Below are 22376 nucleotides of genomic sequence, written 5' to 3' on the forward strand. Positions count from 1 at the left end.
CAAATAAATGAATGAATCGTCTCATCAACGTATCGAAGCACTTGATGCGTTGAGAGGAATGGCGATCCTTGGCATTTTATTGCTCAATATTTCAGGTTTTGCCTTATTAAGAGTGGCTTCATTTAACCCGTTACATTCGGGGGAAGCCTCTTTTGGTGATCGTATAACATGGATGGCATTAAACCTTTTTGCCCAAGGCAAGTTCCTCTTTATTTTTGCGTTATTATTTGGTGGTACGCTTTACTTGCTACTACGCAAAGGAACACGTTTTAATTTATCGCGGTTAGTTGTGTTAGCGTTGATTGGTGTTATTCACACACTATTTCTTTGGGAAGGTGATATCTTATTTCCATATAGTGTGTGTGGATTATTTGTTTTTGTTTTTATCAAATCAATAACGACAAAGAACCAATTTATATTGGGAGCGATACTCTATTTTTGTGGTGCACTTATTTTAGGTGTGTTGTTTTATTATTATCGTGATTTTATTGATACCGTTTGGTACAGCACGCCATATTCCCAAATGGTTGAATCCGATTGGAAAACAGGGCCTTATTTAAATAGTATTTATTATCGTTTGAATGAATTAAGTATTTTTGTTTTTAATTTGGTACGTCAATATAGTTGGTTTTTATTTGGTGCAATGTTGATGGGTGCTGCGCTAATGGCATCAGGCTGGTTACAGCAGAAATTTAGCCGTACACACTATGGTTATGTGGCACTTTGTTTTCTCTCAATCAGTTTAAGCTTACAAACAATTGTTGTGCTGGTGGATTATTTTTTTGATTGGGATTATCGCTGGGCTGCGGTTTGGGCACAGCCTTTGACGATGTTGATCCAAGTTATACAAAGCTTGGGGTATATTGCGTTATTTTATTGGAGTTGGAATACAATTAGTCACTCTTATTTTGCCTATGCTTTACGTTGCGTAGGAAAAATGGCGCTGACGACCTATTTAATGCAAAGTCTTATCGGCATTATCCTATTTCAGCGGATGGGATTATTTAACCAATTTACCTTACCTGAACTGATGCCTTTTGTTGTGGTTATTTGGGCAATCAATATTGCTTTTGCCGTAATTTGGCTACGCTATTTCCCACAAGGCCCAATAGAGTGGATTTGGCGTAAATCAGCCTCAAAATTAGCGCAATTCTTTTAGGTTTTCTCGTGATTATTGTCACTTAGAGGAAGTGATTCAACTTCCTCTGGTGAAACTGCGGGATATCCTTTAATGCCATCAGGAATAGATTGTATCGCGGGAATTGTTTCTGGTGGCCCTAAAAAGCGCGGCTCTCGATTTAGAATATATACATCAATTATTGCACCTGCTCTGGCAAATACCTCACGTATGCGTACTTTAAACATACTTTTAGGGGATGCAACTGCGAAACATTGCGCATCAATTCCTTTTTCTAATGCGATAAAAACAGCTCGTTCACAGTGAAAACGTTGCGTAATAATAGTAAAGCCATCAGTCCCAAAAACTTCTTTTGTCCGCACAACAGAATCAAGCGTTCTGAATCCTGCAAAATCCATTACGATACGAGAAGCCGGAATACCCGCTTTAATGAGATCTTTACGCATTGTATTAGGCTCATTATAGCTATGCTTTGCATTATCCCCGCTTAATAATAAATACTGGATTTTACCACTATTATAGGCATTAACAGCACCTTGGATGCGATATTGATAAAATTGGTTAATGTAACCACTGGTGTAATATTTTGATGTACCTAACACCATGCCCACTTTTTTAGCGGGTAACCTATCAATATCTTCAAAAATATAAGGATTTGTTTTCCACCCGATCCAGCGATCGCAGGCAATCAAGGTGACTGCAAGTAGAATAAAAAGCGTGAGAAAAAGATAAATGAGGCGTTTTAGCATGTCCTTGCCTTAATGACGCAAATAACAAATGACTTTCATAATGGTTAAGGCTACTTGAGCAGAGATAGGGAAGCAAGAAAAAAGCGCCTCATATTAAGTAATGATGCGCTTTTCAGAATGGTACTTAGTATTTAGAACGACGTTCTTTTGTAAATACGGTATTCAGGCTGCCAATAGTTGCGTTCAATTGCTTCTTCTAAGGCTGAATCTGAGGTGACAGTAGCAACACCTTGTACTTGTGCTTCTTTTGCAACTTGTTTTGCAATATAACGCGAAACTTGTTGAATATCAGCCAGTAAAGGTAATAGGGAGCCGTCACCCTCTTTTGCCATTGGTGAGCAATCAGCTAATGCACGACTTGCAACCATTAACATGGCATCAGTCACACGTTTAGCACCACAGGCAATAACACCTAACCCAATGCCTGGGAAGATATAAGAGTTATTACATTGTGCAATTGGATACTCTTTATCTTTGTATTTTACAGGTGCAAATGGGCTGCCAGTTGCAACTAAAGCTTGGCCATCTGTCCAATTGATAATATCTTCAGGGCGGGCTTCAACACGTGAAGTTGGATTAGATAATGGCATCACGATAGGGCGTTCACAGTGTTTGTGCATTTCACGAATAATTTCTTCAGTGAATAACCCAGCTTGTCCTGAAACACCAATTAAGATTGTTGGTTTTGCATTCTTAACTACTTCTAACAGAGAAATCGCATCGCTTTCTGTTTTCCAATCAGCAATGGCTTCACTTTTTTGGATAAGCTTGCTTTGGAAATCAAGTAAATTTGGTAGTTTATCAGTTAATAAGCCAAAACGGTCAACCATGAAGATACGCTCACGCGCTTGCTCATCGCTTAAGCCTTCAGATTTCATTTGGGCAATGATTTGCTCAGCAATACCACAACCCGCAGAGCCTGCACCTAAGAAAGTGACTGTTTGGTCTTTTAATTGGCGTCCCGCAGCACGGCTAGCCGCGATAAGACTACCTAAAGTAACAGACGCAGTACCTTGAATATCATCGTTAAAGCAACATAATTCATCACGATAACGGTTTAGTAAAGGCATCGCATTTTTTTGCGCGAAGTCTTCAAATTGCAGCAAAACATTTGGCCAGCGACGTTTAACAGCTTGAATAAATTCATCAACGAACTCGTTATATTCATCACCAGTAATACGAGGATGGCGCCATCCCATATATAGTGGATCGTTTAAACGTTGTGGATTGTTAGTACCAACATCAAGTACAACAGGCAATGTGTACGCTGGGCTGATACCCCCACACGCGGTATATAAAGAGAGTTTACCGATAGGAATACCCATACCACCGATGCCTTGGTCACCTAGACCAAGAATACGTTCGCCATCAGTGACAACAATCACTTTTACGTTTTGTTTAGTGGCGTTTTGTAGCATATCGTCGATATTGGCGCGGTTAGGGTAAGAGATAAACAAACCGCGAGCACGACGATAAATATCAGAGAAATGTTCGCAAGCTTCACCCACTGTTGGTGTGTAAATGATTGGCATCATTTCAGTAAGGTGAGATTCCAATAAACGGTAAAACAGCGTTTCATTGGTGTCTTGGATGTTTCTTAGGTAAATATGTTTGTCGTTATCGTTTTTGAAATCAAGATATTGGCGATAAGCGCGTTCAACCTGCTCTTCAATAGTTTCAACTGCTTCAGGCAGTAAACCATGTAAGTTAAAGGTGCTGCGTTCTTCTTCGCTGAAAGCACTACCTTTATTTAACAGGGGAAATTCAAGCAGGATTGGGCCTGCATACGGGATGTAGAGAGGGCGTTTACTTTCGTGTTCCAGTTCCATGAAAAATACTCTTGTAAGGCAGTTAGTCACATGACAATTGTAGATCCTACAAAATAATAAAAATATGTACAGCTTATGTTATTTTTTTATGATTTTAATGCTTAGAAATGAGAGATAGATACAGTTGTTACAACTTTTTCTGGTAAGCATCAGCAAAATTTACATGCTGATGCTTTTTTAGGAGAGATTTTTAGAGGAATAAGTTAAAACTTTTTACAAAGTGATGCGTTGCATCTGGCGACAACCTAAAGCTGTTAATGTGGCTTGAGTTGCATCCCATTGTGTTAAGATTGTTTCTGCTTTTTCAATTAGGACAGCAGATTCAATTTCCATCACACTCTCACCTGCCATATTTAATAAAATTAATGCGGCTTGTAATGGCGGTAAGCTTGGGTTAAATGCGGCATTTTCTGCGTAGCTACCTTGGAAAATTTTGCCATTTTTCATTTGAACAGCAATACCACTGTGAGACTCACTATAAGGTGCATGACTACGATTGGCAGCTTGTAGCGCCTGTTGTGCTAATTCACTAGGGTTATCAATTTTGTAACCGTGATTAACCTTATCCATTAATAAAGAGGTGATATTGAGATCCTTCGGGCCAAAGCTATCAGGTAAATAATCCCCTAATGTCGCTACCTTTCTACCAGGTAATTGGATCTGAATATGGGTGCCGCTGTTGAGTTCGTTCATAAACTGGCGACAATGACCACAAGGTGTATAGTTAACGGTGATTGAAATTAAGCGAGATTCACCACGTAGCCATGCGTGAGTTACCGCACTTTGTTCAGCATGGACTGTTTGTTGTAATGGTGCGCCAGCAAATTCCATATTGGCACCGAAGTAAAGATTACCACTTTCACCACGAGCAACCGCACCTACTTTGAAGTTAGAGATAGGTGCAACAGCGCAAGCCGCAGCAACAGGCAAAAGTGCAAGGGCTAAGGCATCATCATTACATTGTAACTGTGTTTTTATGGCGTTGACCTGTTCTGTCGTGAACATTGCAGGGAATGCATCCTGCTCAAGATAAGGAGCAAGTGCGTGTTGTAACTGCGGAGATAAATCTGACCAAATTGCCTGAAAACGAGTATGCATACATGAGTCTCCCATTAATCTTTCTGTATTATAAGATTCTAGGCATCTTTACCCATTCTTATATGTGATGAAAATCATATTTTCAATGAAACAATTGCAACAAATTCATTAATTGAGAGATGTATCTCAAATTTATAGTAAAAATCCCCGAAATAAATTTAATTAAATCGGGGATTTAAGAATGGAGAGTAAGAAAGAGATCAACTATAAAGATGCAAAATAATAGGGAATATAAACGGAGCAAGTAAAGAAGTAATAATCCCACAGGTCATTAATGCTAATGAACTATAAGCACCTTCGATATAATCTACTTCTGCAGCTCTTGCTGTTCCCACTGCATGCGAAACGGTTCCCATAGCTAAACCTCGAGAGGCGTGAGTCGGAATTCGCAATATCTTGAATAGAGTGTGACCAAAAATGGCACCTAAAATACCTACTGCAATAACACATGCAGCACTGATTGCAGGAATACCACCTATGGAGTCTGCGACTGCCATCGCGATAGGTGTTGTGACGGATTTAGGTAAGATTGATGCTGCGATTTCAGGTGTTGCACCAGCCCATAAGGCAATCGCAGTACCACTAGCCATGGCAGCAACACTACCAATAAAGCAAATACTAATTAATGATTTCCACTGTGCGCGAATTTGGTGTAATTGCTGATAAAGCGGGATTGCTAAAGCGACAACCGCAGGTTGTAGTAAGTCATTTAAAATACGACTACCTGCAAAATAATTTTCATAAGGTATTTTAGTTATTAATAAAATAGGAATAATCACCACAATAGCAATTAAAAGCGGATTTAAAATAGGCAATTTAAATCGGGCTGCAAGCTTACGAGCTAAGTAAAAAATAAAAATACTTAAAGGTAGTGACCACCAAATATTCATCAATATGGCTAACATTTTTTCTTCTCGCTTAACGCGTTATCGTCGTCTTTCTTTTTTGTTTCAACAATATCTTTAACTTGGTCTGGTTTTGAACCCACGATAATGCGTTCACGATGAACGTAGTGTGAGCAATATGCAACGAGTGCCATAACACCAAAGGTACTCACGACGCAGGCTAAAACGATGGGAAAAAGTTGCTGACTTAACAAATCATAATAGTTCATTACACCAACACCGATAGGGATAAAGAGTAATGACATGTTTTTTAATAGGATATTGGCACCGGGTTTAACCCAACGTAAAGGGATAAGCTGGAAAGCAAGTAGACCAAAAAGGATCAGTAAGCCAACAATACTGCCTGGAACCGCAAAGGGTAGAAGGGCTGAAATAAGATTACCAGCAAAGAGACAAAGATAAAGTACCAAAAAAGATCGTAGATAATGCCAAAGTGTAATCTGCAATCGTGCCCGTTTAGATTTCATAAGTAAGTGTCCCAAATCAACTAACAGAATTATCATACACCGATTTTGAAAGTGTGCTATGGATCACAATAAAAAAAGAGCGGGGCTCTAATAGAACCCCGCCATTTATTTACTTGGCAAATGAATCTTGGTTGTTATTTCACTTGTTGGCCCGGTTTTGCACCAGTATCTGGGCTGAGTAAGAAGATATCTTTATCACCCGGGCCGGCAGCCATTACCATGCCTTCTGAAATACCAAAACGCATTTTACGAGGTGCTAAGTTTGCCACCATTACTGTTAAGCGACCTTCTAACACTTTAGGATCTGGGTATGCTGTACGAATACCGGAAAATACTTGGCGAGTTTCTCCACCTAAGTCCAAAATTAATTTCAACAGTTTGTCTGAGCCTTCAACAAAATCTGCTTGTTTAATTTCAGCGATACGCATATCAATTTTTGCAAAATCATCAAACTTGATGGTTTCTTGGATCGGTGAATCAGCTAATGGACCAGAGACTTCTTTTACGGGTGCAATGGTACTTTTAGATGCTTCAACCATTGCATTGGCTTTATCCATTTCAATACGGTTAAACAGCGCTTTGAATTTAGTGATTTCTTGGCCTAACAGCGGTTGTGCAAGTGCATCCCATGTTAATTGAGTTTGCAAAAATGCTTCTGAACGTTCTGTTAGTGAAGGTAAGACTGGTTTCAGATACGTCATCAACACGCGGAACAAGTTAATTCCCATGGTGCAGATTGCTTGTAACTGAGCGTCTTGACCTTCTTGTTTTGCCACTACCCAAGGTGCTTTTTCGTCAATATAACGGTTAGCTTCATCAGCTAATGCCATAATTTCACGGATGGCTTTACTAAATTCACGATTTTCGAATGATTGTGCAATGGTTTCTTGCATATCAACAAAGTGCTGATAAAGCTTAGCATCATCTAAAGAATCTGCTAATTTGCCATCAAAACGCTTGCTGATAAAACCAGCGGTACGTGATGCTAGGTTAACGACTTTATTTACGATGTCGCTATTTACGCGCTGAACAAAGTCTTCTAAGTTTAGGTCAATATCGTCAATGCGTGATGAAAGTTTTGCTGCATAATAATAACGTAGGCAATCAGCATCAAAATGATCAAGATAGGCACGAGCAGTAATAAATGTGCCACGAGACTTAGACATCTTGGCGCCATTTACAGTGACATAACCATGAACAAATAGGTTTGTTGGCTTGCGATATTCACTGCCTTCTAACATAGCAGGCCAGAATAAGCTGTGGAAATAGACGATATCTTTGCCAATAAAGTGATAAAGGTCAGCTTTGCTGTCTTTATTCCAAAACTCATCAAAATTTAAATCACCGCGTTTTTCACATAAGTTTAAGAATGAACTCATGTAGCCAATCGGTGCATCTAGCCATACATAGAAATATTTACCTGGTGCATCTGGAATTTCGAAACCGAAATAAGGCGCATCACGAGTGATATCCCATTGCTGTAAACCACTGTCGAACCATTCTTGCATTTTATTCGCAACTTGTTCTTGCAGTGCGCCTGAACGGATCCATGCTTGTAGCATGTTGCTGAATGCAGGTAAGTCAAAGAAGTAGTGTTCTGTTTCGCGCATTACAGGTGTTGATCCTGAAACGACAGAACGTGGATTAATTAATTCTGTAGGGCTGTATGTTGAGCCACATACTTCACAGTTATCACCGTATTGGTCTTGTGCTTTACATTTAGGGCACGTGCCTTTTACAAAACGGTCAGGAAGAAACATGCCTTTTTCTTCATCATACAGCTGAGAAATTGTTTTGCTTTTGATGTGACCATTTTTCTTCAGTGCTAGATAAATTTTCGTCGATAATTCACGACTTTCTTCACTGTGTGTAGAGTGATAATTATCATAGCTGATATTGAAGCCAGCAAAATCCTGCTGATGCTCTTTGCTCATTTCTTCAATCATGGCTTCTGGGGTTATACCCAATTGTTGAGCTTTCAACATAATTGGAGTGCCGTGGGCATCGTCAGCGCAGATGAAATGAACTTCTTTGCCGCGCATTCGTTGATAACGGACCCAGATATCTGCCTGAATGTGCTCAAGGATATGACCGAGATGAATTGAACCGTTAGCATAAGGTAACGCGCAGGTTACCAATAATTTATTCGCGACGTGAGACATAGTAAGGATCTTACTTCCATAAAATTAATAAAAGGGACTTTGATGGTAACCGATCCGTCATGATGTCGCTAGGGCAATAATGGAGTTTTTGCAAGAGAAATTTCAGTTGGCAAATTGAGGTAAGGCATTATCGTAGTCATCTACTATCTGATATGATAGATACACTCATATAGTTAATAAATAATGAAAACGAGAGGAGCCGGGATGAGTGATAAATCCCCCGAGCAGACCACCCCTGAGATTCTGAACGAAAAGGTTTCAGGTGTCTTGTCTACTTTTGAACACCCGACATTGAAACGTAATCTGCTTTCTCTAAAAGCATTACATCAATGTGCGATGATTGACGATGTTCTTCATATCGAATTAGTGATGCCATTTGTTTGGAAAAAACCTTTCCAAGCGCTAATCGAAGAAAAGACAGCTGAACTTCGTGACATTACAGGCGCAAAAGCGATTGAATGGAAACTCAAGCATAATATTTCAACCTTACGTCGTGCAAATGATCTGCCTGGCGTTAATGGCGTGCGTAATATTCTTGCTGTGAGCTCTGGTAAAGGTGGTGTAGGTAAATCAAGTACAGCCGTTAACCTTGCATTAGCCCTTGCACAAGAAGGTGCTAAAGTGGGTATTCTTGATGCGGATATTTATGGGCCGTCTATTCCTAATATGTTAGGTACCACAATGGAGCGTCCAACGTCTCCTGATGGACAACATATGGCGCCAATTATGGCTTATGGATTAGCGTCTAACTCTATCGGTTATTTAGTGACTGATGATAATGCGATGGTATGGCGTGGTCCTATGGCAAGCAAGGCGTTAATGCAAATGCTCCAAGATACGTTGTGGCCTGACTTAGATTATCTCGTTATCGATATGCCACCAGGAACAGGTGATATTCAATTAACCTTATCCCAAAATATCCCTGTAACCGCAGCGGTTGTGGTAACAACACCTCAAGATATTGCGCTGGTGGATGCAATGAAAGGGATTGTCATGTTTAAGAAAGTCAATGTGCCAGTATTAGGTATTATTGAAAACATGAGTGCGCATATTTGTAGTAACTGTGGTCACCTTGAGCCTATCTTTGGTACAGGTGGCGCGGCGAAATTGGCGGAGAAATATCATTGCCAATTATTAGGTCAAGTTCCTCTTCATATCTCTTTACGTGAAGACTTAGACCGTGGACAGCCAACAGTGATGCGTGATCCAGAAGGTGAATTTGCTGATATTTATCGCGAAATAGCGTCAACCGTTTCTGCTCAAATGTATTGGGATGGTGATGCAATTCCAACGGAAATTTCTTTCCGCGCAGTGTAATCGCAGTAGAATAATGCCTGAAATTATTTACTGATTTAAATGGAGAGTCATTTGGCTTTCCATTTTTTACATGTGATTTCCGGCTGTTTTTGATAAAAAACAAATAGATTTCTGGTTTTACGCTGGAACCAGAGTGATTTCAAAACTATAATCTGCGCTAGCGTAATATTTACATATTATTACGTTATCCCTCTTTTTATTTCAAACCAGGTTTTTGATTATGGCTGACACAGCACATCAGTGCACAATTGTAGGTATCGCTGGAGCTTCTGCTTCGGGTAAAAGTCTTATTGCAAGTACGCTTTACCGTGAATTAAGAGCGCAAGTAGGTGATCATAATATCGGTGTGATACCAGAAGATTGTTATTATCGTGACCAAAGTGATTTAACGATGGAAGAACGATATAAGGTCAATTATGACCACCCAAATTCGATGGATCACTCACTTTTATACCAACATTTGTGTGAATTAAAAGCAGGAAAAGCCATCGAACTCCCCCAATATGATTACGTCGCTCACACACGCAAAGCAGAATCCATTCCTTTTAGACCAAAAAAAGTTATCATCATTGAAGGCATTTTGTTATTAACAGACAAACGCCTACGTGAAGAGATGGATTTTTCTATTTTTGTTGATACGCCATTAGATATCTGTTTAATGCGTAGAATTAAACGTGATGTAAATGAACGTGGGCGTAGCTTAGACTCAGTCATTGAACAATATAATAAAACTGTTCGTCCGATGTTTTTCCAGTTTATTGAACCTTCTAAACAATATGCCGATATTATTGTGCCAAGAGGGGGTAAAAACCGCGTTGCGATTGATATTCTGAAAGCAAAAATAGGGCAGTTCTGCGAATAATAGGTTCATTTATGGGCAGCTTTCATGCATGATGAAACTGCCTAATTAACTTGAAGAAGGAAATAAAATGCGATTATGCGACCGTGATATTATTCAGTGGCTGGATGAAGGTAAATTAGTCATTGAGCCTCGCCCGCCTGTCGAGCGAATTAACGGCGCAACAGCAGATGTTCGCTTAGGAAACCAGTTTCGTGTTTTCCAAGGACATACTGCCGCTTATATTGATCTGAGTGGCCCAAAAGCTGAAGTGAATGCTGCATTAGAACGTGTGATGAGTGATGAAATTGTTTTACCTGAAGGTGAAGCGTTTTACTTACATCCTGGTGAATTAGCATTAGCTGTGACACTAGAGTCAGTCACATTACCTGATAATGTGGTGGGGTGGTTAGATGGACGCTCATCATTAGCACGCTTAGGTTTGATGGTGCACGTTACTGCACATCGTATTGATCCTGGTTGGCATGGACAAATCGTATTAGAATTCTTTAATTCAGGTAAACTACCTCTTGCATTAAGACCGGGCATGGTGATTGGTGCATTAAGTTTTGAACCTATGTCAGGCCCTGCGGATAGACCTTATAATCGTCGTCAAGATGCTAAGTATAAAAATCAACAAGGTGCGGTAGGTAGTCGAATTAGTGAAGATTAACTATCTTTATAATCATCATTATCAGATTTCACTAAACGGGTAATTATATGAAAAGGTTTTTGACAACACTGGCTATTTTGCTTGTGGTTATTTTGGCAGGCTTAACAGCATTAGTTTTACTCATTAACCCTAATGATTTCCGTGGATATCTTGTTGAAAGAGTTGAAAAACAAAGCGGTTATAAACTCACATTACAAGATGATATGCGTTGGCATGTTTGGCCAAAACTGAGCATTATCAGTGGTAAAATGTCATTGACAGCACCTGGTGCTGAAATGCCTTTAATTACTGCGGATAATATGCGTCTGGATGTTGAGTTATTACCGCTTCTTTCTCATCAACTTGAAGTAAAAGAAGTCATGCTTAAAGGTGCCGTAGTACGTCAAACACCCGAAAGTAAGGCTATTCCAAAAATAGTTTCTCCTTCTACACCTAAAGATGTTTCTCACCCAGTGATTGAAACAAGAGCGAATAATTGGCAGTTAAATATTGCCAAAGTTAAAATTTCAGACAGCTTAATTATTTGGCAAATGAAAGATGGCGAGCAGCTTAATTTGCGTGATATTAATTTATCGCTGAAAACAGATGATAAAAAACAAATTAATCTAGAGATGAGTACGAAAGTAAATCGTGATCGTCGTGAGATAACGCTAAATGTTGCTGCTAATGCTGATATGAACAGCTATCCTTACCAAATCAATGGTACGATCACACAGTTAGATTATGCATTATCCGGAGTAGAAATCCCTGAAAATGGCATAACAGGAAGTTTAACCTCGGATTTTATGATCCAAAATGAGGGTGTGAGAAAAATTTCATTTGATAACCTAAATCTCACTGCTAATGATAGTCAATTACAAGGCAGTGTTAGTGCGGAGTTTGCAAATAAAACACGTTATCAGGTTGATTTAAAAGGTGAACAATTAAATTTAAATACGTTGTTACCAGAGTTAGCAGCGACTAAAATAACTGAAACCGCATTATTGGTTCCTAAAGATAATAAAATACCATCATCATTTTCATTATTTAATACTGCGCATGCGGCTCCAGCACCAAATGCCACGATTATGGCCAAGCCGGTTATTACTTCAGTGACTATTGAAAATAAAGAATATGATTTAACCCATTGGGGCAATATTGAATTTACGCTGAAATTAGCACTAAATAAGCTCCTTTATAAAGATTTAGAGATTAATAATTTTAAACTTGATGCGCTAAATAACCCTAATTCGCTAAATATTCAAACTTTAACAGGAAAAATTCTTCAGGGTGATTTTTCACTTCCTACCGTGATTTCTACAAGTATTGTGCCAGCACATATTAGTATGGATATCACAATGAATAATATTCCGTTACAACCTCTATTGCATGCGTTCAATCAGCCTGAAAATTTCAGTGGATTAATTTCAGCCAAAGGAAATGTTGAAGGTGCGGGATATAACCGAAAAGCCTTTTATCATTACTGGCAGGGCACACTGAATACCTCATTAACTCAATTTAAGATGCAGGGCTTAAATGTCCCTCAGGTGATCCAGCAATCTATTGCCCAAGCGACAGATAAAGTGATTTATCCTGAAGATATCGAAAGTTACACTCAAGCAGATAATGTCATTGCCCAATTTAAATTAACACCCAAAGGACAATTGGCGGTTAATTCCCTTGATGCTCAAGCTGATGCTTATCAAATTAAAGGGCAGGGTAAAGTTAACCTTCAACGTCATGATCTTGATGTAACACTATTGGTTAATATTAAAAAAGGGTGGGGTAAAGAAAATGAATTTATCCGCCAACTGGCTAAAATTGATATTCCATTAAGACTTTATGGGGATTGGAATGCGGTGCAATATGAGCTCAATGTTGAAAAATTATTGCGCGATCAATTACAGCAAAAAGCGAAACAAGCTATCGATAATTGGCTGAATAAGCAAGATGCTGAAAGCCCAGAAGTAAAAGCACTTAATCAGCTATTGAAGAAAATTTAATTTCACGACTTTTAACTTCATCACACTCTTAATAAAAGCACACAATTTTGATAATTGTGTGCTTTTTGCTTTATATCTATCATTTAATTTACGTTTTGAATGAAAAGTAAGCATTCGTGCTATATCTATACAAAAAAATAGTCGTTTTTTTTGATATATGTCATACACTGCAACGTTGCCTTTGGGCAGAGTGTGTCAATCACACTAAACGCAAAAATGATGATAAAAATAAAAAACTTCATTTTATAAATGATTACTTTAGACAGGATAAATAAATGATTGAAATTCTTATCGGCGCCTTAGTTGCTGTAGGCGTTGGACGCTATATTGTAAAAGGCTATTCACCAACCGGCGTTTTAATGACTGGTGGTCTGTTATTACTGATCATCAGCGTTATTATGGGAAGGGCTGTTTTACCTGCAAGTGCAACTGCGACAGGCTACGGCTTAATCGATATTGTTGAGTATGTGAAAAATCTACTAATGAGCCGTGGTGGCGATTTAGGTATGATGATCATGATACTTTGTGGTTTTGCTTCTTATATGACACACATTGGTGCTAATGATGTTGTTGTTAAATTAGCATCACGTCCTCTGAAAATGATCAACTCACCTTATCTGCTGATGGTTGCGGCTTATATTGTTGCGTGCCTAATGTCACTGGCCGTTTCATCAGCAACAGGTTTAGGGGTGTTGTTAATGGCAACACTGTTCCCTGTTATGGTGAATATGGGAATTAGTCGCGGTGCGGCAGCTGCAATTTGTGCGTCTCCAGCCTCTATCATTTTAGCGCCAACATCGGGCGATGTTATTTTAGCTGCTGAAGCATCTCAAATGCCACTGATTGATTTTGCATTTAAAACCACATTACCTATCTCTATTGCTGCAATTATTGGTATGTGTATTGCACACTTCTTCTGGCAACGTTACCTTGACCGCAAAGAGCACATTGAAACTGAAATGTTAGACGTGAATGAAATCAAAACTCACGCACCAAGTTTCTATGCTATTTTACCTTTTACGCCAATCATTGGTGTTTTAGTTTTTGATGGTAAATGGTTACCAGAGCTTCATATCGTTGCCATTATTATCATCTGTATGATTTTAGCAGCTATTATCGAATTTATTCGTAGCTTCAGTGCAAAACAAGTTTTTGAAGGTTTAGAAGTCGCTTACCGCGGTATGGCAGATGCATTTGCTCAAGTTGTTATGTTATTAGTTGCTGCGGGAGTATTTGCTCAAGGCTTAACAACTGTTGGTTTTATTAATGCCTTAATTGAAGGAGCTCAGTCATTAGGCTCAGGTGCCATTGTGATGATGATTGCACTGGTATTAATTACGATGTTAGCTGCAATGACAACGGGCTCTGGGAATGCACCATTCTATGCTTTTGTTGAATTAATTCCTCGCTTAGCAAGCAATATGGGTGTTAACCCTGCTTATTTAACTATTCCTATGTTACAAGCTTCAAACTTAGGCCGTACATTATCGCCTGTTTCTGGTGTTGTGGTTGCGGTATCCGGTATGGCAAAAATTTCACCGTTTGAAGTGATGAAACGTGTTTCTGTACCAGTATTAGTAGGGTTGATTATTGTTATTGTTGCGACTGAAATTCTAGTACCAAGTACATTAGGTTAATTGTTAACCAATTGAATTAATAGAAAATTATTGTTTTAAATTTTATTGACGGGCTTTGTCATTAAACAAAGCCCGTTTTTTTATTTGTTTAAGAAAAGTCGTATAAAAAATAATTAGTTAAACTGAATAAAAGCATCCGCGACTTTTTTAGGGCCTTCATAAATTTCAATTTTTTCTAATTTTTCTAATAAATGATGAGGAGCATGTTCAACTAAAAACTGCATATTTCCCTCACTTATCCAATGTTCAGGCTCTTGTTTGGTGTGAGTGATTTCAATGGCAAGACTCCAGCTATTTGGTTCATAAGGTAGTTGAGTGGTTGGATAATAAAAACCAGCTAAAGGCGGTGGAGATTGTCTTCCTCCTTCAACAGAGGTTAACCAGACGATTTTAACGCAGACATTGGTATGCATATGACTTTCCAGTAGATACTATCTTCAGATAAAAAATATCCGCCTTTAAGGCGGATATTTTGCTATTTGACAGGGATTACGCTTCGTCAACGTTTTCTTCGTCTTCAGGTGTAGGTTCCACAATTCGAACTTTATTAATTCGATGGTTGTTCACTTCTAATGGCTCAAATTCAATACCATCAATAAGGATCTTCTCACCAACAGTTGGAACACGTTGTAAATGCTCCATTAATAAGCCTGCTAAAGTTTCATACTCACGTTTTTCATCCAATTTTATTGGAATATAAAGTACTAAGTCTTCAAGTGGTGTAAAGCCATTAACAGTCCATGAACCGTCTTCATTTTGAACCAAATCGTGGCGTGAATCGTTTTCTTCAGAACTGACAGGCAAGTTACCTGCTATGGTTTCCATTACGTCAGTTAACGTGACGATACCCTCAACTGAACCAAATTCATCTACAACAAAAGCGAAGTGAGTATGAGCACTTCGGAATTGTTCTAATGCTTGTAATAAGGATAAACCTTCAGGGAAGATCAGTGGCTGTGTTACTAACAATCGTAAGTTTAACGGCTCATTACGTAATTGTTGATTCAACAGCTGAATAACATTCACAACTCCAACAGGTTCATCACTGTGTTGTTCATCAGTAATCACTAGGCGAGAGTGAGGATCTTTTTCCAATAATTGGCGGATATCATCTTGCGTTGAATTTAAGTCTACATATTCAACATCATGGCGAGAAGTCATGATACTGTTGACATTACGTTGACTTAAACCAAGCACACGCACAATCATTTGACGTTCTTGAGGATCAAATACCTCTTCAGCATTAGAGACTAAATCGGATGTGTGATGATCTAATTCGGATGATTCAGGCTTACCATTAATAATACGTAACACGGCTTCAGCTGTTCGTTCACGTAAAGAACGAGAGGCTGATAAGAAACGGCGACGATTAAATTGTGCTAGCTGATTAAAGACTTCTATCATGATAGAGAAGCCGATCGCTGCATATAGGTAACCTTTTGGAATGGCGTAGCCAAAGCCTTCGGCAACTAATGCAAAACCAATCATCAGTAAGAAACTTAAACACAAAATCACAATGGTTGGGTGGTTATTAACGAAGTTCGTTAAAGGCTTACTTGCCAGGATCATTAAGAACATTGCGATAGTAACAGCCGCAATCATAACACCTAAATGATCAACCATACCCACAGCAGTTATTACTGAGTCAAGCGAGAATACCGCATCCAGCACGATAATTTGGGCAACAACAGACCAAAAGCTGGTTGTTTTACGTTGTTTTCCCTCATTGTGGTCTTTACCTTCTAGCCGTTCATTAAGCTCCATAGTGGCTTTGAACAGCAAGAATATCCCTCCGAGAAGCATAATTAAATCTCTTGCACTGAAAGGATGATCAAACAGTGTAATAAGAGGTTTTGTCAGAGTGATAAGCCAAGAGAGACTAAATAACAACACAACACGCATTATTAAGGCACATAATAGCCCTGTTATACGCGCTTTATCTCTTAGTTTTGCTGGGAGTTTATCTGCCAGAATAGCAATAAAAACAAGGTTATCAATACCAAGTACGATTTCGAGAACAATTAGGGTGGAAAGTCCTACCCAGATCGTCGGATCCAAGATCCATTCCATACAGTTTGTTTTACCTTCTATAAAGACGGCATATGCCGACTTGGGAATAATGAGCAATTTGGAGGAATTTTTCAATAATTTATTATCAATAGAAGGGTAATAATTTCATTTTGTATAAAAGATTGTGATACCAATTACATCAATAACTACCACCAAGTGAGAGAGTGAGTTACTATGTGATCAGGTTAACAAATTGTCAGTACATTGATACTGGCAGGTTTATTTTCAGACGGGAGTTATTTTCATGTCAAAACAGCAAATCGGCGTGGTTGGTATGGCAGTAATGGGACGTAACCTAGCGCTAAATATTGAAAGCCGCGGTTATTCTGTTTCTATCTACAACCGCTCAAGCGATAAAACTAATGAAGTTATCGCTGAAAATCCAGGTAAAAAACTGGTTCCGAATTATTCTATTGAAGAGTTTGTTGATTCGTTAGAAAAACCGCGCCGTATCTTATTAATGGTAAAAGCGGGTGAAGCAACGGATAAAACAATTGCTGCATTGACACCGCATTTAGATAAAGGCGATATCCTTATCGATGGCGGAAATACATTCTTTAAAGACACTATTCGTCGTAACCGTGAGTTATCAGCGCAAGGCTTTAATTTCATCGGCACAGGTGTTTCTGGCGGTGAAGAAGGTGCATTAAAAGGCCCTTCAATCATGCCTGGCGGACAAAAAGAAGCTTACGAATTAGTCGCGCCAATCCTTGAAAAAATTGCGGCTGTTGCTGAAGGCGAACCTTGTGTGACTTATATCGGTGCTGATGGCGCGGGTCACTATGTGAAAATGGTTCACAATGGTATTGAATATGGCGATATGCAATTGATCGCAGAAGCCTATTCCGTATTAAAACACTCTTTAGGCCTGACTAATGAAGAATTAGCAGAAACCTTCACTGAGTGGAATAAAGGTGAATTAAGTAGCTACTTGATTGAGATTACTGCTGATATTTTCCGTAAAAAAGATGATGAAGGTAAATACCTTGTTGATGTTATCCTTGATGAAGCTGCAAATAAAGGTACTGGTAAATGGACTAGCCAAAGCTCTTTAGACTTAGGTGTACCTGTTACTCTTATCACTGAATCTGTGTTTGCTCGTTATATCTCTTCATTAAAAGATCAACGTGTGGCGGCATCTAAAGTATTATCAGGCCCAACCCCTAAAGCATTCTCTGGTGACAAAAAAGCCTTTATTGAAAATGTTCGTCGTGCACTGTATTTAGGAAAAATTGTTTCTTATGCGCAGGGTTTCCAACAACTGAAAGCGGCATCAGATGAATATAACTGGGATTTAAACTACGGTGAAATCGCGAAGATTTTCCGTGCGGGTTGTATCATTCGTGCGCAATTCCTGCAAAAAATTACAGATGCATATAATGAAGATGCAAGTATTGCAAATCTGCTGTTAGCGCCTTACTTCAAACAAATCGCGGATGATTACCAACAAGCGCTACGTGATGTTGTTTGTTACGGTGTACAAGCTGGTATTCCTACGCCAACATTCTCTGCTGCTATTTCTTACTACGATAGCTATCGTGCAGAAGTATTGCCAGCAAACTTAATCCAAGCACAACGTGACTACTTTGGTGCACATACGTATAAACGCACTGATAAAGATGGCGTATTCCACACAGAGTGGATGGAATAAGTAAGATTAAATATTAAGTTATATCTCGATTAATATAACAAATAAAAGGTGCTTATTAATGAGCACCTTTTTTATTTTGAGCGATTAAATTCAATTACAGCCTCGTCTCTTTGCTGGTCTATATAAGATGCTAAGTCATTTACAATGGATCATCCTAGTTGATTTTTGACTATCATTTAAGCGATATGTTGGTATCGGTAATTCACCTGCATTAGCTTTTCTTCCTGCTTTAGATTTTCTTACTTATCAAGGAGTTCTCAGTTTTACATCAAGTCCATTTGTTTCCGCTAACGTTAAGAGTGCTTTTTCTAAATCACTAACAGCGCTAAGAACTAGTGCAGTTGAAGCAATGTCAGTTGCGCCAAAGCTTGCTAGGGTTACAGGTGTTGGAATTGCAATCGAAGGATTGTGGCCAAGTAGCAATATCATGTCTACTCAAGCTGAAATGGCTTTATTGAATAATTATGGCATTTTGGATAGGGATATATTTGATAGAAATAAAGCACGCAAAGTTACCACAATGCCTGCGGATATTGTTACTAATCAAATTAGTGATATTGGTAAAAAAAAATCATTAAGCATACATACTCAGGTCATGTCTGCTTTAGATAAGAATACTGGAAAGCAACGAACCATTGTATCTACAGGTCAGGCTATTAGTATTCCAATCGTAAAGGCAACAGCAACAAGCACACCTAACATTTATACGGCCCCTATTATTGCGGGTGCCAAGCCAGTGCGTATTAGCGTTTCTGAAAACAAAGCAGATAAAAATAAACAGGTGATCATCAACTCTAAGCCTAATGCTGGATACTATATTCCTTCATCTAAATTAAAGACCCATCATGCCATTGTTGATTTTGGTGGTAAACATGAAGCTCTTTATGTCTCTATTATTGATGTCATTGATGTCAATAATGAAAAGCAAATAGTAGAAACAGAATGGGCTGAATGGTCGACATTGCATCCGTTAGAAGCTGCATTATTAGAGCTTGAAGAAGCCAAGAAAAGATTAGCGAATATTGATAAACAGTATCAGGCACAAGTTGCTGTTATTAATAAACTCAAAGCCACACCAGAAGGTTTAACATTAGCTGATCCTGTTAAAAATCCTCTTGTTTATAAACAGGATAATAAGCAAATTAGTGTGACCAAAGTTGAAGTTAAGATTGCTGATAAGATTCTACTTAATACTCTTCTAACTAAAGGAATGGGTGCATATTTAGGTGAAGTAGAAAAAAGAATAGCTATAAATAAGCCAGATAGAATACAAACTTACCTAATTAAACTATTTTATGAGCGACTTGGTGATCAGGTAGTATCATATAACAATCAATTAGCCAAATCGGAGGAAATCCTAGCTCCTATCCTCGAATCGCGAAAAAAAGCAGAAGGAAAGAAAAAAGCCGCTGAGGATAAGCTTAAGGCTGAGCAGGATAAAAAACGCCAGGGCGTTAAGGAAAAAGGTCATGGTTACCATGAGCCACCGAAAACTCAAGATATTAAGGGATTGGGGGAATTAAAAGAAAGCAAGCCCAAAACACCTAAGCAAGGCGGAGCTGGTAAACGAGCTCGTTGGCTCGGGGATAAAGGACGTAAAATTTATGAGTGGGATTATCAGCATGGTGAAATTGAAGGTTATCGTGCTAGCGATGGACAACATATTGGGGCATTTGACCCGAAAACGGGTAAGCAACTTAAACCGGCAGATCCGAAACGCAATATCAAAAAATATTTATAAGGAGATGACAAATCATGGGATTGAAATTAAGAGTTTATTGGTTCGATAAAAAGACAGAAGACTTTATTGGTGAAGAATATTCCAAAGATTTTGGAGATGACGATTTTTTAATTGGAGAAACGGTTAATCCAAAAAATGAGAATATTATCAATAATGGTGAGTTTGACTTGGAAAAAGAATGGATAGATACAATTCAAAAGCATATAACTCATAAAATTGAACAAAATAAGTATGATTATTTTATTGCTTTTGCTTACCGAGATAAGTGGTAATTAATTATCGTCAGGGATGAAAGGAAGGCGAATACCCGTTACTCACGGATGAGTGGCGGGTATTCATTAACTGGCGTGTTAATATCGTGGGTAACATCTATCCTACAATAAGAGAATGAGAATAGATGTAAATCATAAGGCTGAATTTATTTATTAGTGAGCATGTTATATTTGTCATGTAACGTTTGGGGGAACAGTTCAGTGTAAACTTGCCAGAGGGTTGCAAGTGACTTGTGCTACTTCCTCTATACTAAATCTTGCCTCAAATAAACGACTAGCGCCTTCACGTCTAAGGTCGTGATATCGGAAGTCAATAATTCCCAGTTTATCCCTAACCTTGTGAACACCTTTAGATACAGACTGAGAATTATATGGAAAAATCCTATCATTAGTTTTGCTTTGTCGGCTCAAAATTTCCCAAGCTTCACCAAGTAAAGGCACCACCATGTGATTGCCGATTTTTTTTCTTGGATCTTTTCTATCTATAACTAAAACCGAACGACTAGCATAATCGACATCAGTCCATAAAATCTTACAGACTTCACCTATTCGCATACATGAAAGTATAGAAAACATAAAAATATCCCTGTATGGAATAATACCTATTTAAACTTACTTTAAAACTAAGCTTAATATGCATGTTAATTAACTGAAATCGTCTATTTTAATTATCTTTATTTCCTATGGGCAGATTTTTCTAATAGAGGTATTGCTCTTTCTTCTCCCCAGCTTTGTAGTGCAGCTAAAACGTGAGAGAGTGATTCTCCGTCTTCACTTAATCTATATTCAACTTTGGGTGGAATTTCGGCATATACTTTGCGCTCAATAAGCCCATCAGACTCAAGTTCACGTAATTGTTTAGTTAGCATTCTAGGCGTTATTGAAATAAGTTTTCTTTTTAGTTCATTAAACCGCAGTATTTTCCCCTGTAAATGGTAAAGGATCATGCCTTTTCCTTTACCTCCCATTAGCTCTAAAGAAGCCTCAACCGGGCATCCATCATAGGTATAGTTGTTATATCTGTTCTTTTTGACAGTATCCATTTGTATCCTATATACATAAATTGTGCGTACTTGCTAGATGGTAAATTATTATTAAAATAGCACAGATACAAGTGTCTTATTTGGAATAGGTGTAATAAATGAATTTATTAAAGATATTGAAAACACGTTATGCGACAAAACATTTTGATAAAAATAAAGTGATCCCTGAGCAAGAGTTAGAACAAATAAAAGCATTATTACAACTAAGCCCATCAAGTGTGAATACTCAGCCATGGCATTTTTTTATAGCAAAAAGTGATGATGCAAAGCAGAAAATTGCGGGATCAACAGAAGGCGGATATGAATTTAATAAAGAGAAAATATTAAGTGCTTCACATGTTGTGGTTATGTGTGCAAAAAATGCTTTATCTGAAGAATATCTCTCTCATCTGCTTGAATTAGAAGATAAAGCTGGACGATATTCTACAGCAGAATTTAAAGAGCAGAATAAACTTGCTCGATCATTTTTTGTTAATTTACATGAAAAGCAACTTGATGATTTATCTCATTGGATAGAGAAACAAGTTTATTTAAATATGGGCTCTTTGTTATTAGGAGCTGCAACGTTAGGAATTGATGCTTTACCAATGGAAGGCTTTGACCTATCAAAAATAGATTCAACATTTTCTTTAAATGATAAAGGCCTCCATGCCGTGGCAATTGTTGCATTAGGCTATAGAGAAGAAGATGATTTCAACTACAATTTGCCAAAATCAAGATTGCCACAGAGTGAAATTATCACAGATATTTAAATTTTAAGTTTTTGATTTAAACCTCACTTAATAAAGTGAGGTTTTCTCGTGA

At 38.3% G+C, this 22376-nt stretch carries 21 protein-coding genes and 1 pseudogene; 10 read left to right on the forward strand and 12 right to left on the reverse strand.

Features of this window, described 5'->3' with window-relative positions; genetic code table 11:
- Nucleotides 1-7: 7 nt before the first annotated feature.
- Complete coding sequence (gene yeiB / locus ABN217_RS05310) at nucleotides 8-1159, forward strand: DUF418 domain-containing protein YeiB (protein ID WP_349439405.1); 1152 nt, start codon at nucleotides 8-10, stop codon at nucleotides 1157-1159.
- On the opposite strand, the gene sanA is transcribed toward yeiB, so the two are convergent.
- The 6 genes from sanA to metG form a co-directional block, all read right to left on the reverse strand.
- Nucleotides 1156-1887 (reverse strand): outer membrane permeability protein SanA, encoded by a 732-nt coding sequence (gene sanA, locus ABN217_RS05315; protein WP_196553374.1) that lies wholly within the window; start codon nucleotides 1885-1887, stop codon nucleotides 1156-1158. The two genes, yeiB and sanA, sit on opposite strands and share 4 nt — an antisense overlap.
- 131 nt (nucleotides 1888-2018) lie before the next feature.
- Nucleotides 2019-3716, reverse strand: a complete 1698-nt coding sequence (locus tag ABN217_RS05320) for an NAD-dependent malic enzyme (RefSeq protein ID WP_072070526.1) — start codon at nucleotides 3714-3716, stop codon at nucleotides 2019-2021.
- 213 nt (nucleotides 3717-3929) lie between these two features.
- Entirely contained in the window at nucleotides 3930-4814 is an 885-nt protein-coding gene (cdd, locus tag ABN217_RS05325; RefSeq protein WP_196553373.1) for a cytidine deaminase, read from the reverse strand.
- Between the two features lie 200 nt (nucleotides 4815-5014).
- Complete coding sequence (locus ABN217_RS05330; protein ID WP_072070598.1) at nucleotides 5015-5710, reverse strand: CidB/LrgB family autolysis modulator; 696 nt, start codon at nucleotides 5708-5710, stop codon at nucleotides 5015-5017.
- Nucleotides 5711-5712: 2 nt separating this feature from the next.
- Nucleotides 5713-6186, reverse strand: coding sequence for a CidA/LrgA family protein (locus ABN217_RS05335; protein WP_072070524.1), 474 nt, complete (start codon nucleotides 6184-6186; stop codon nucleotides 5713-5715).
- Nucleotides 6187-6320: 134 nt separating this feature from the next.
- Nucleotides 6321-8348 carry a methionine--tRNA ligase gene (metG, locus tag ABN217_RS05340; RefSeq protein WP_196553372.1) on the reverse strand — a complete coding sequence of 676 codons (2028 nt, stop codon included), beginning with the start codon at nucleotides 8346-8348 and terminating at the stop codon, nucleotides 6321-6323.
- 204 nt (nucleotides 8349-8552) lie between these two features.
- Here metG and apbC point away from each other — a divergent pair, with 204 nt between their 5' ends.
- From apbC to dcuC, 5 genes are all read left to right on the forward strand, one after another.
- A complete protein-coding gene (gene apbC / locus ABN217_RS05345; protein ID WP_115350896.1) occupies nucleotides 8553-9665 on the forward strand; it encodes an iron-sulfur cluster carrier protein ApbC in 1113 nt (370 codons plus the stop codon).
- Nucleotides 9666-9885: 220 nt separating this feature from the next.
- The gene (gene udk, locus ABN217_RS05350) at nucleotides 9886-10527 is read left to right on the forward strand and encodes a uridine kinase (protein WP_072070521.1); all 642 of its coding nucleotides are present in this window, start codon (nucleotides 9886-9888) and stop codon (nucleotides 10525-10527) included.
- Nucleotides 10528-10594: 67 nt separating this feature from the next.
- Nucleotides 10595-11176: a dCTP deaminase gene (gene dcd, locus ABN217_RS05355; protein ID WP_072070520.1), complete on the forward strand. Its 582-nt coding sequence runs from the start codon at nucleotides 10595-10597 to the stop codon at nucleotides 11174-11176.
- Between the two features lie 47 nt (nucleotides 11177-11223).
- Complete coding sequence (gene asmA / locus ABN217_RS05360) at nucleotides 11224-13158, forward strand: outer membrane assembly protein AsmA (RefSeq protein WP_196553371.1); 1935 nt, start codon at nucleotides 11224-11226, stop codon at nucleotides 13156-13158.
- Between the two features lie 275 nt (nucleotides 13159-13433).
- Nucleotides 13434-14795, forward strand: coding sequence for an anaerobic C4-dicarboxylate transporter DcuC (dcuC, locus tag ABN217_RS05365; RefSeq protein ID WP_072070517.1), 1362 nt, complete (start codon nucleotides 13434-13436; stop codon nucleotides 14793-14795).
- A 113-nt stretch (nucleotides 14796-14908) separates the two neighbouring features.
- Here dcuC and ABN217_RS05370 read toward each other — a convergent pair whose 3' ends face one another.
- Together ABN217_RS05370 and ABN217_RS05375 are read right to left on the reverse strand one after the other, a co-directional pair.
- A complete protein-coding gene (locus ABN217_RS05370) occupies nucleotides 14909-15208 on the reverse strand; it encodes a hypothetical protein (protein WP_196553370.1) in 300 nt (99 codons plus the stop codon).
- Nucleotides 15209-15284: 76 nt separating this feature from the next.
- Nucleotides 15285-16865: a TerC family protein gene (locus ABN217_RS05375; RefSeq protein WP_072069722.1), complete on the reverse strand. Its 1581-nt coding sequence runs from the start codon at nucleotides 16863-16865 to the stop codon at nucleotides 15285-15287.
- A 244-nt stretch (nucleotides 16866-17109) separates the two neighbouring features.
- On the opposite strand from ABN217_RS05375, the gene gnd reads away from it, so the two are divergent.
- Nucleotides 17110-18516 carry an NADP-dependent phosphogluconate dehydrogenase gene (gene gnd / locus ABN217_RS05380; protein WP_023581264.1) on the forward strand — a complete coding sequence of 469 codons (1407 nt, stop codon included), beginning with the start codon at nucleotides 17110-17112 and terminating at the stop codon, nucleotides 18514-18516.
- A gap of 135 nt (nucleotides 18517-18651) precedes the next feature.
- On the opposite strand, the gene ABN217_RS05385 is transcribed toward gnd, so the two are convergent.
- Nucleotides 18652-18711 (reverse strand): pyocin activator PrtN family protein, encoded by a 60-nt coding sequence (locus ABN217_RS05385; protein ID WP_231619389.1) that lies wholly within the window; start codon nucleotides 18709-18711, stop codon nucleotides 18652-18654.
- 51 nt (nucleotides 18712-18762) lie between these two features.
- On the reverse strand, nucleotides 18763-18945 hold the full coding sequence (locus tag ABN217_RS05390) for a hypothetical protein (protein WP_349439443.1): 183 nt from the start codon (nucleotides 18943-18945) through the stop codon (nucleotides 18763-18765).
- On the opposite strand from ABN217_RS05390, the gene ABN217_RS05395 reads away from it, so the two are divergent.
- Both ABN217_RS05395 and ABN217_RS05400 read left to right on the forward strand, forming a co-directional pair.
- A complete protein-coding gene (locus ABN217_RS05395; protein WP_349459160.1) occupies nucleotides 18866-20257 on the forward strand; it encodes a colicin E3/pyocin S6 family cytotoxin in 1392 nt (463 codons plus the stop codon). The two genes, ABN217_RS05390 and ABN217_RS05395, sit on opposite strands and share 80 nt — an antisense overlap.
- 14 nt (nucleotides 20258-20271) lie before the next feature.
- Nucleotides 20272-20529 (forward strand): colicin E3-like toxin immunity protein, encoded by a 258-nt coding sequence (locus ABN217_RS05400; protein WP_036894997.1) that lies wholly within the window; start codon nucleotides 20272-20274, stop codon nucleotides 20527-20529.
- A gap of 146 nt (nucleotides 20530-20675) precedes the next feature.
- On the opposite strand, the pseudogene ABN217_RS05405 reads toward ABN217_RS05400, so the two are convergent.
- Together ABN217_RS05405 and ABN217_RS05410 are read right to left on the reverse strand one after the other, a co-directional pair.
- Nucleotides 20676-21126, reverse strand: a pseudogene (locus tag ABN217_RS05405) (tyrosine-type recombinase/integrase); the annotation flags it as partial.
- Nucleotides 21127-21203: 77 nt separating this feature from the next.
- Nucleotides 21204-21572, reverse strand: coding sequence for a winged helix-turn-helix transcriptional regulator (locus ABN217_RS05410; protein ID WP_196553369.1), 369 nt, complete (start codon nucleotides 21570-21572; stop codon nucleotides 21204-21206).
- A 98-nt stretch (nucleotides 21573-21670) separates the two neighbouring features.
- Here ABN217_RS05410 and nfsB point away from each other — a divergent pair, with 98 nt between their 5' ends.
- Nucleotides 21671-22324, forward strand: a complete 654-nt coding sequence (gene nfsB, locus ABN217_RS05415) for an oxygen-insensitive NAD(P)H nitroreductase (protein ID WP_197269393.1) — start codon at nucleotides 21671-21673, stop codon at nucleotides 22322-22324.
- The last annotated feature ends 52 nt before the right edge of the window (nucleotides 22325-22376 follow it).

It is taken from the genome of Proteus sp. fly-1067, assembly GCF_040139345.1.
GTDB lineage: Bacteria > Pseudomonadota > Gammaproteobacteria > Enterobacterales > Enterobacteriaceae > Proteus > Proteus vulgaris_B.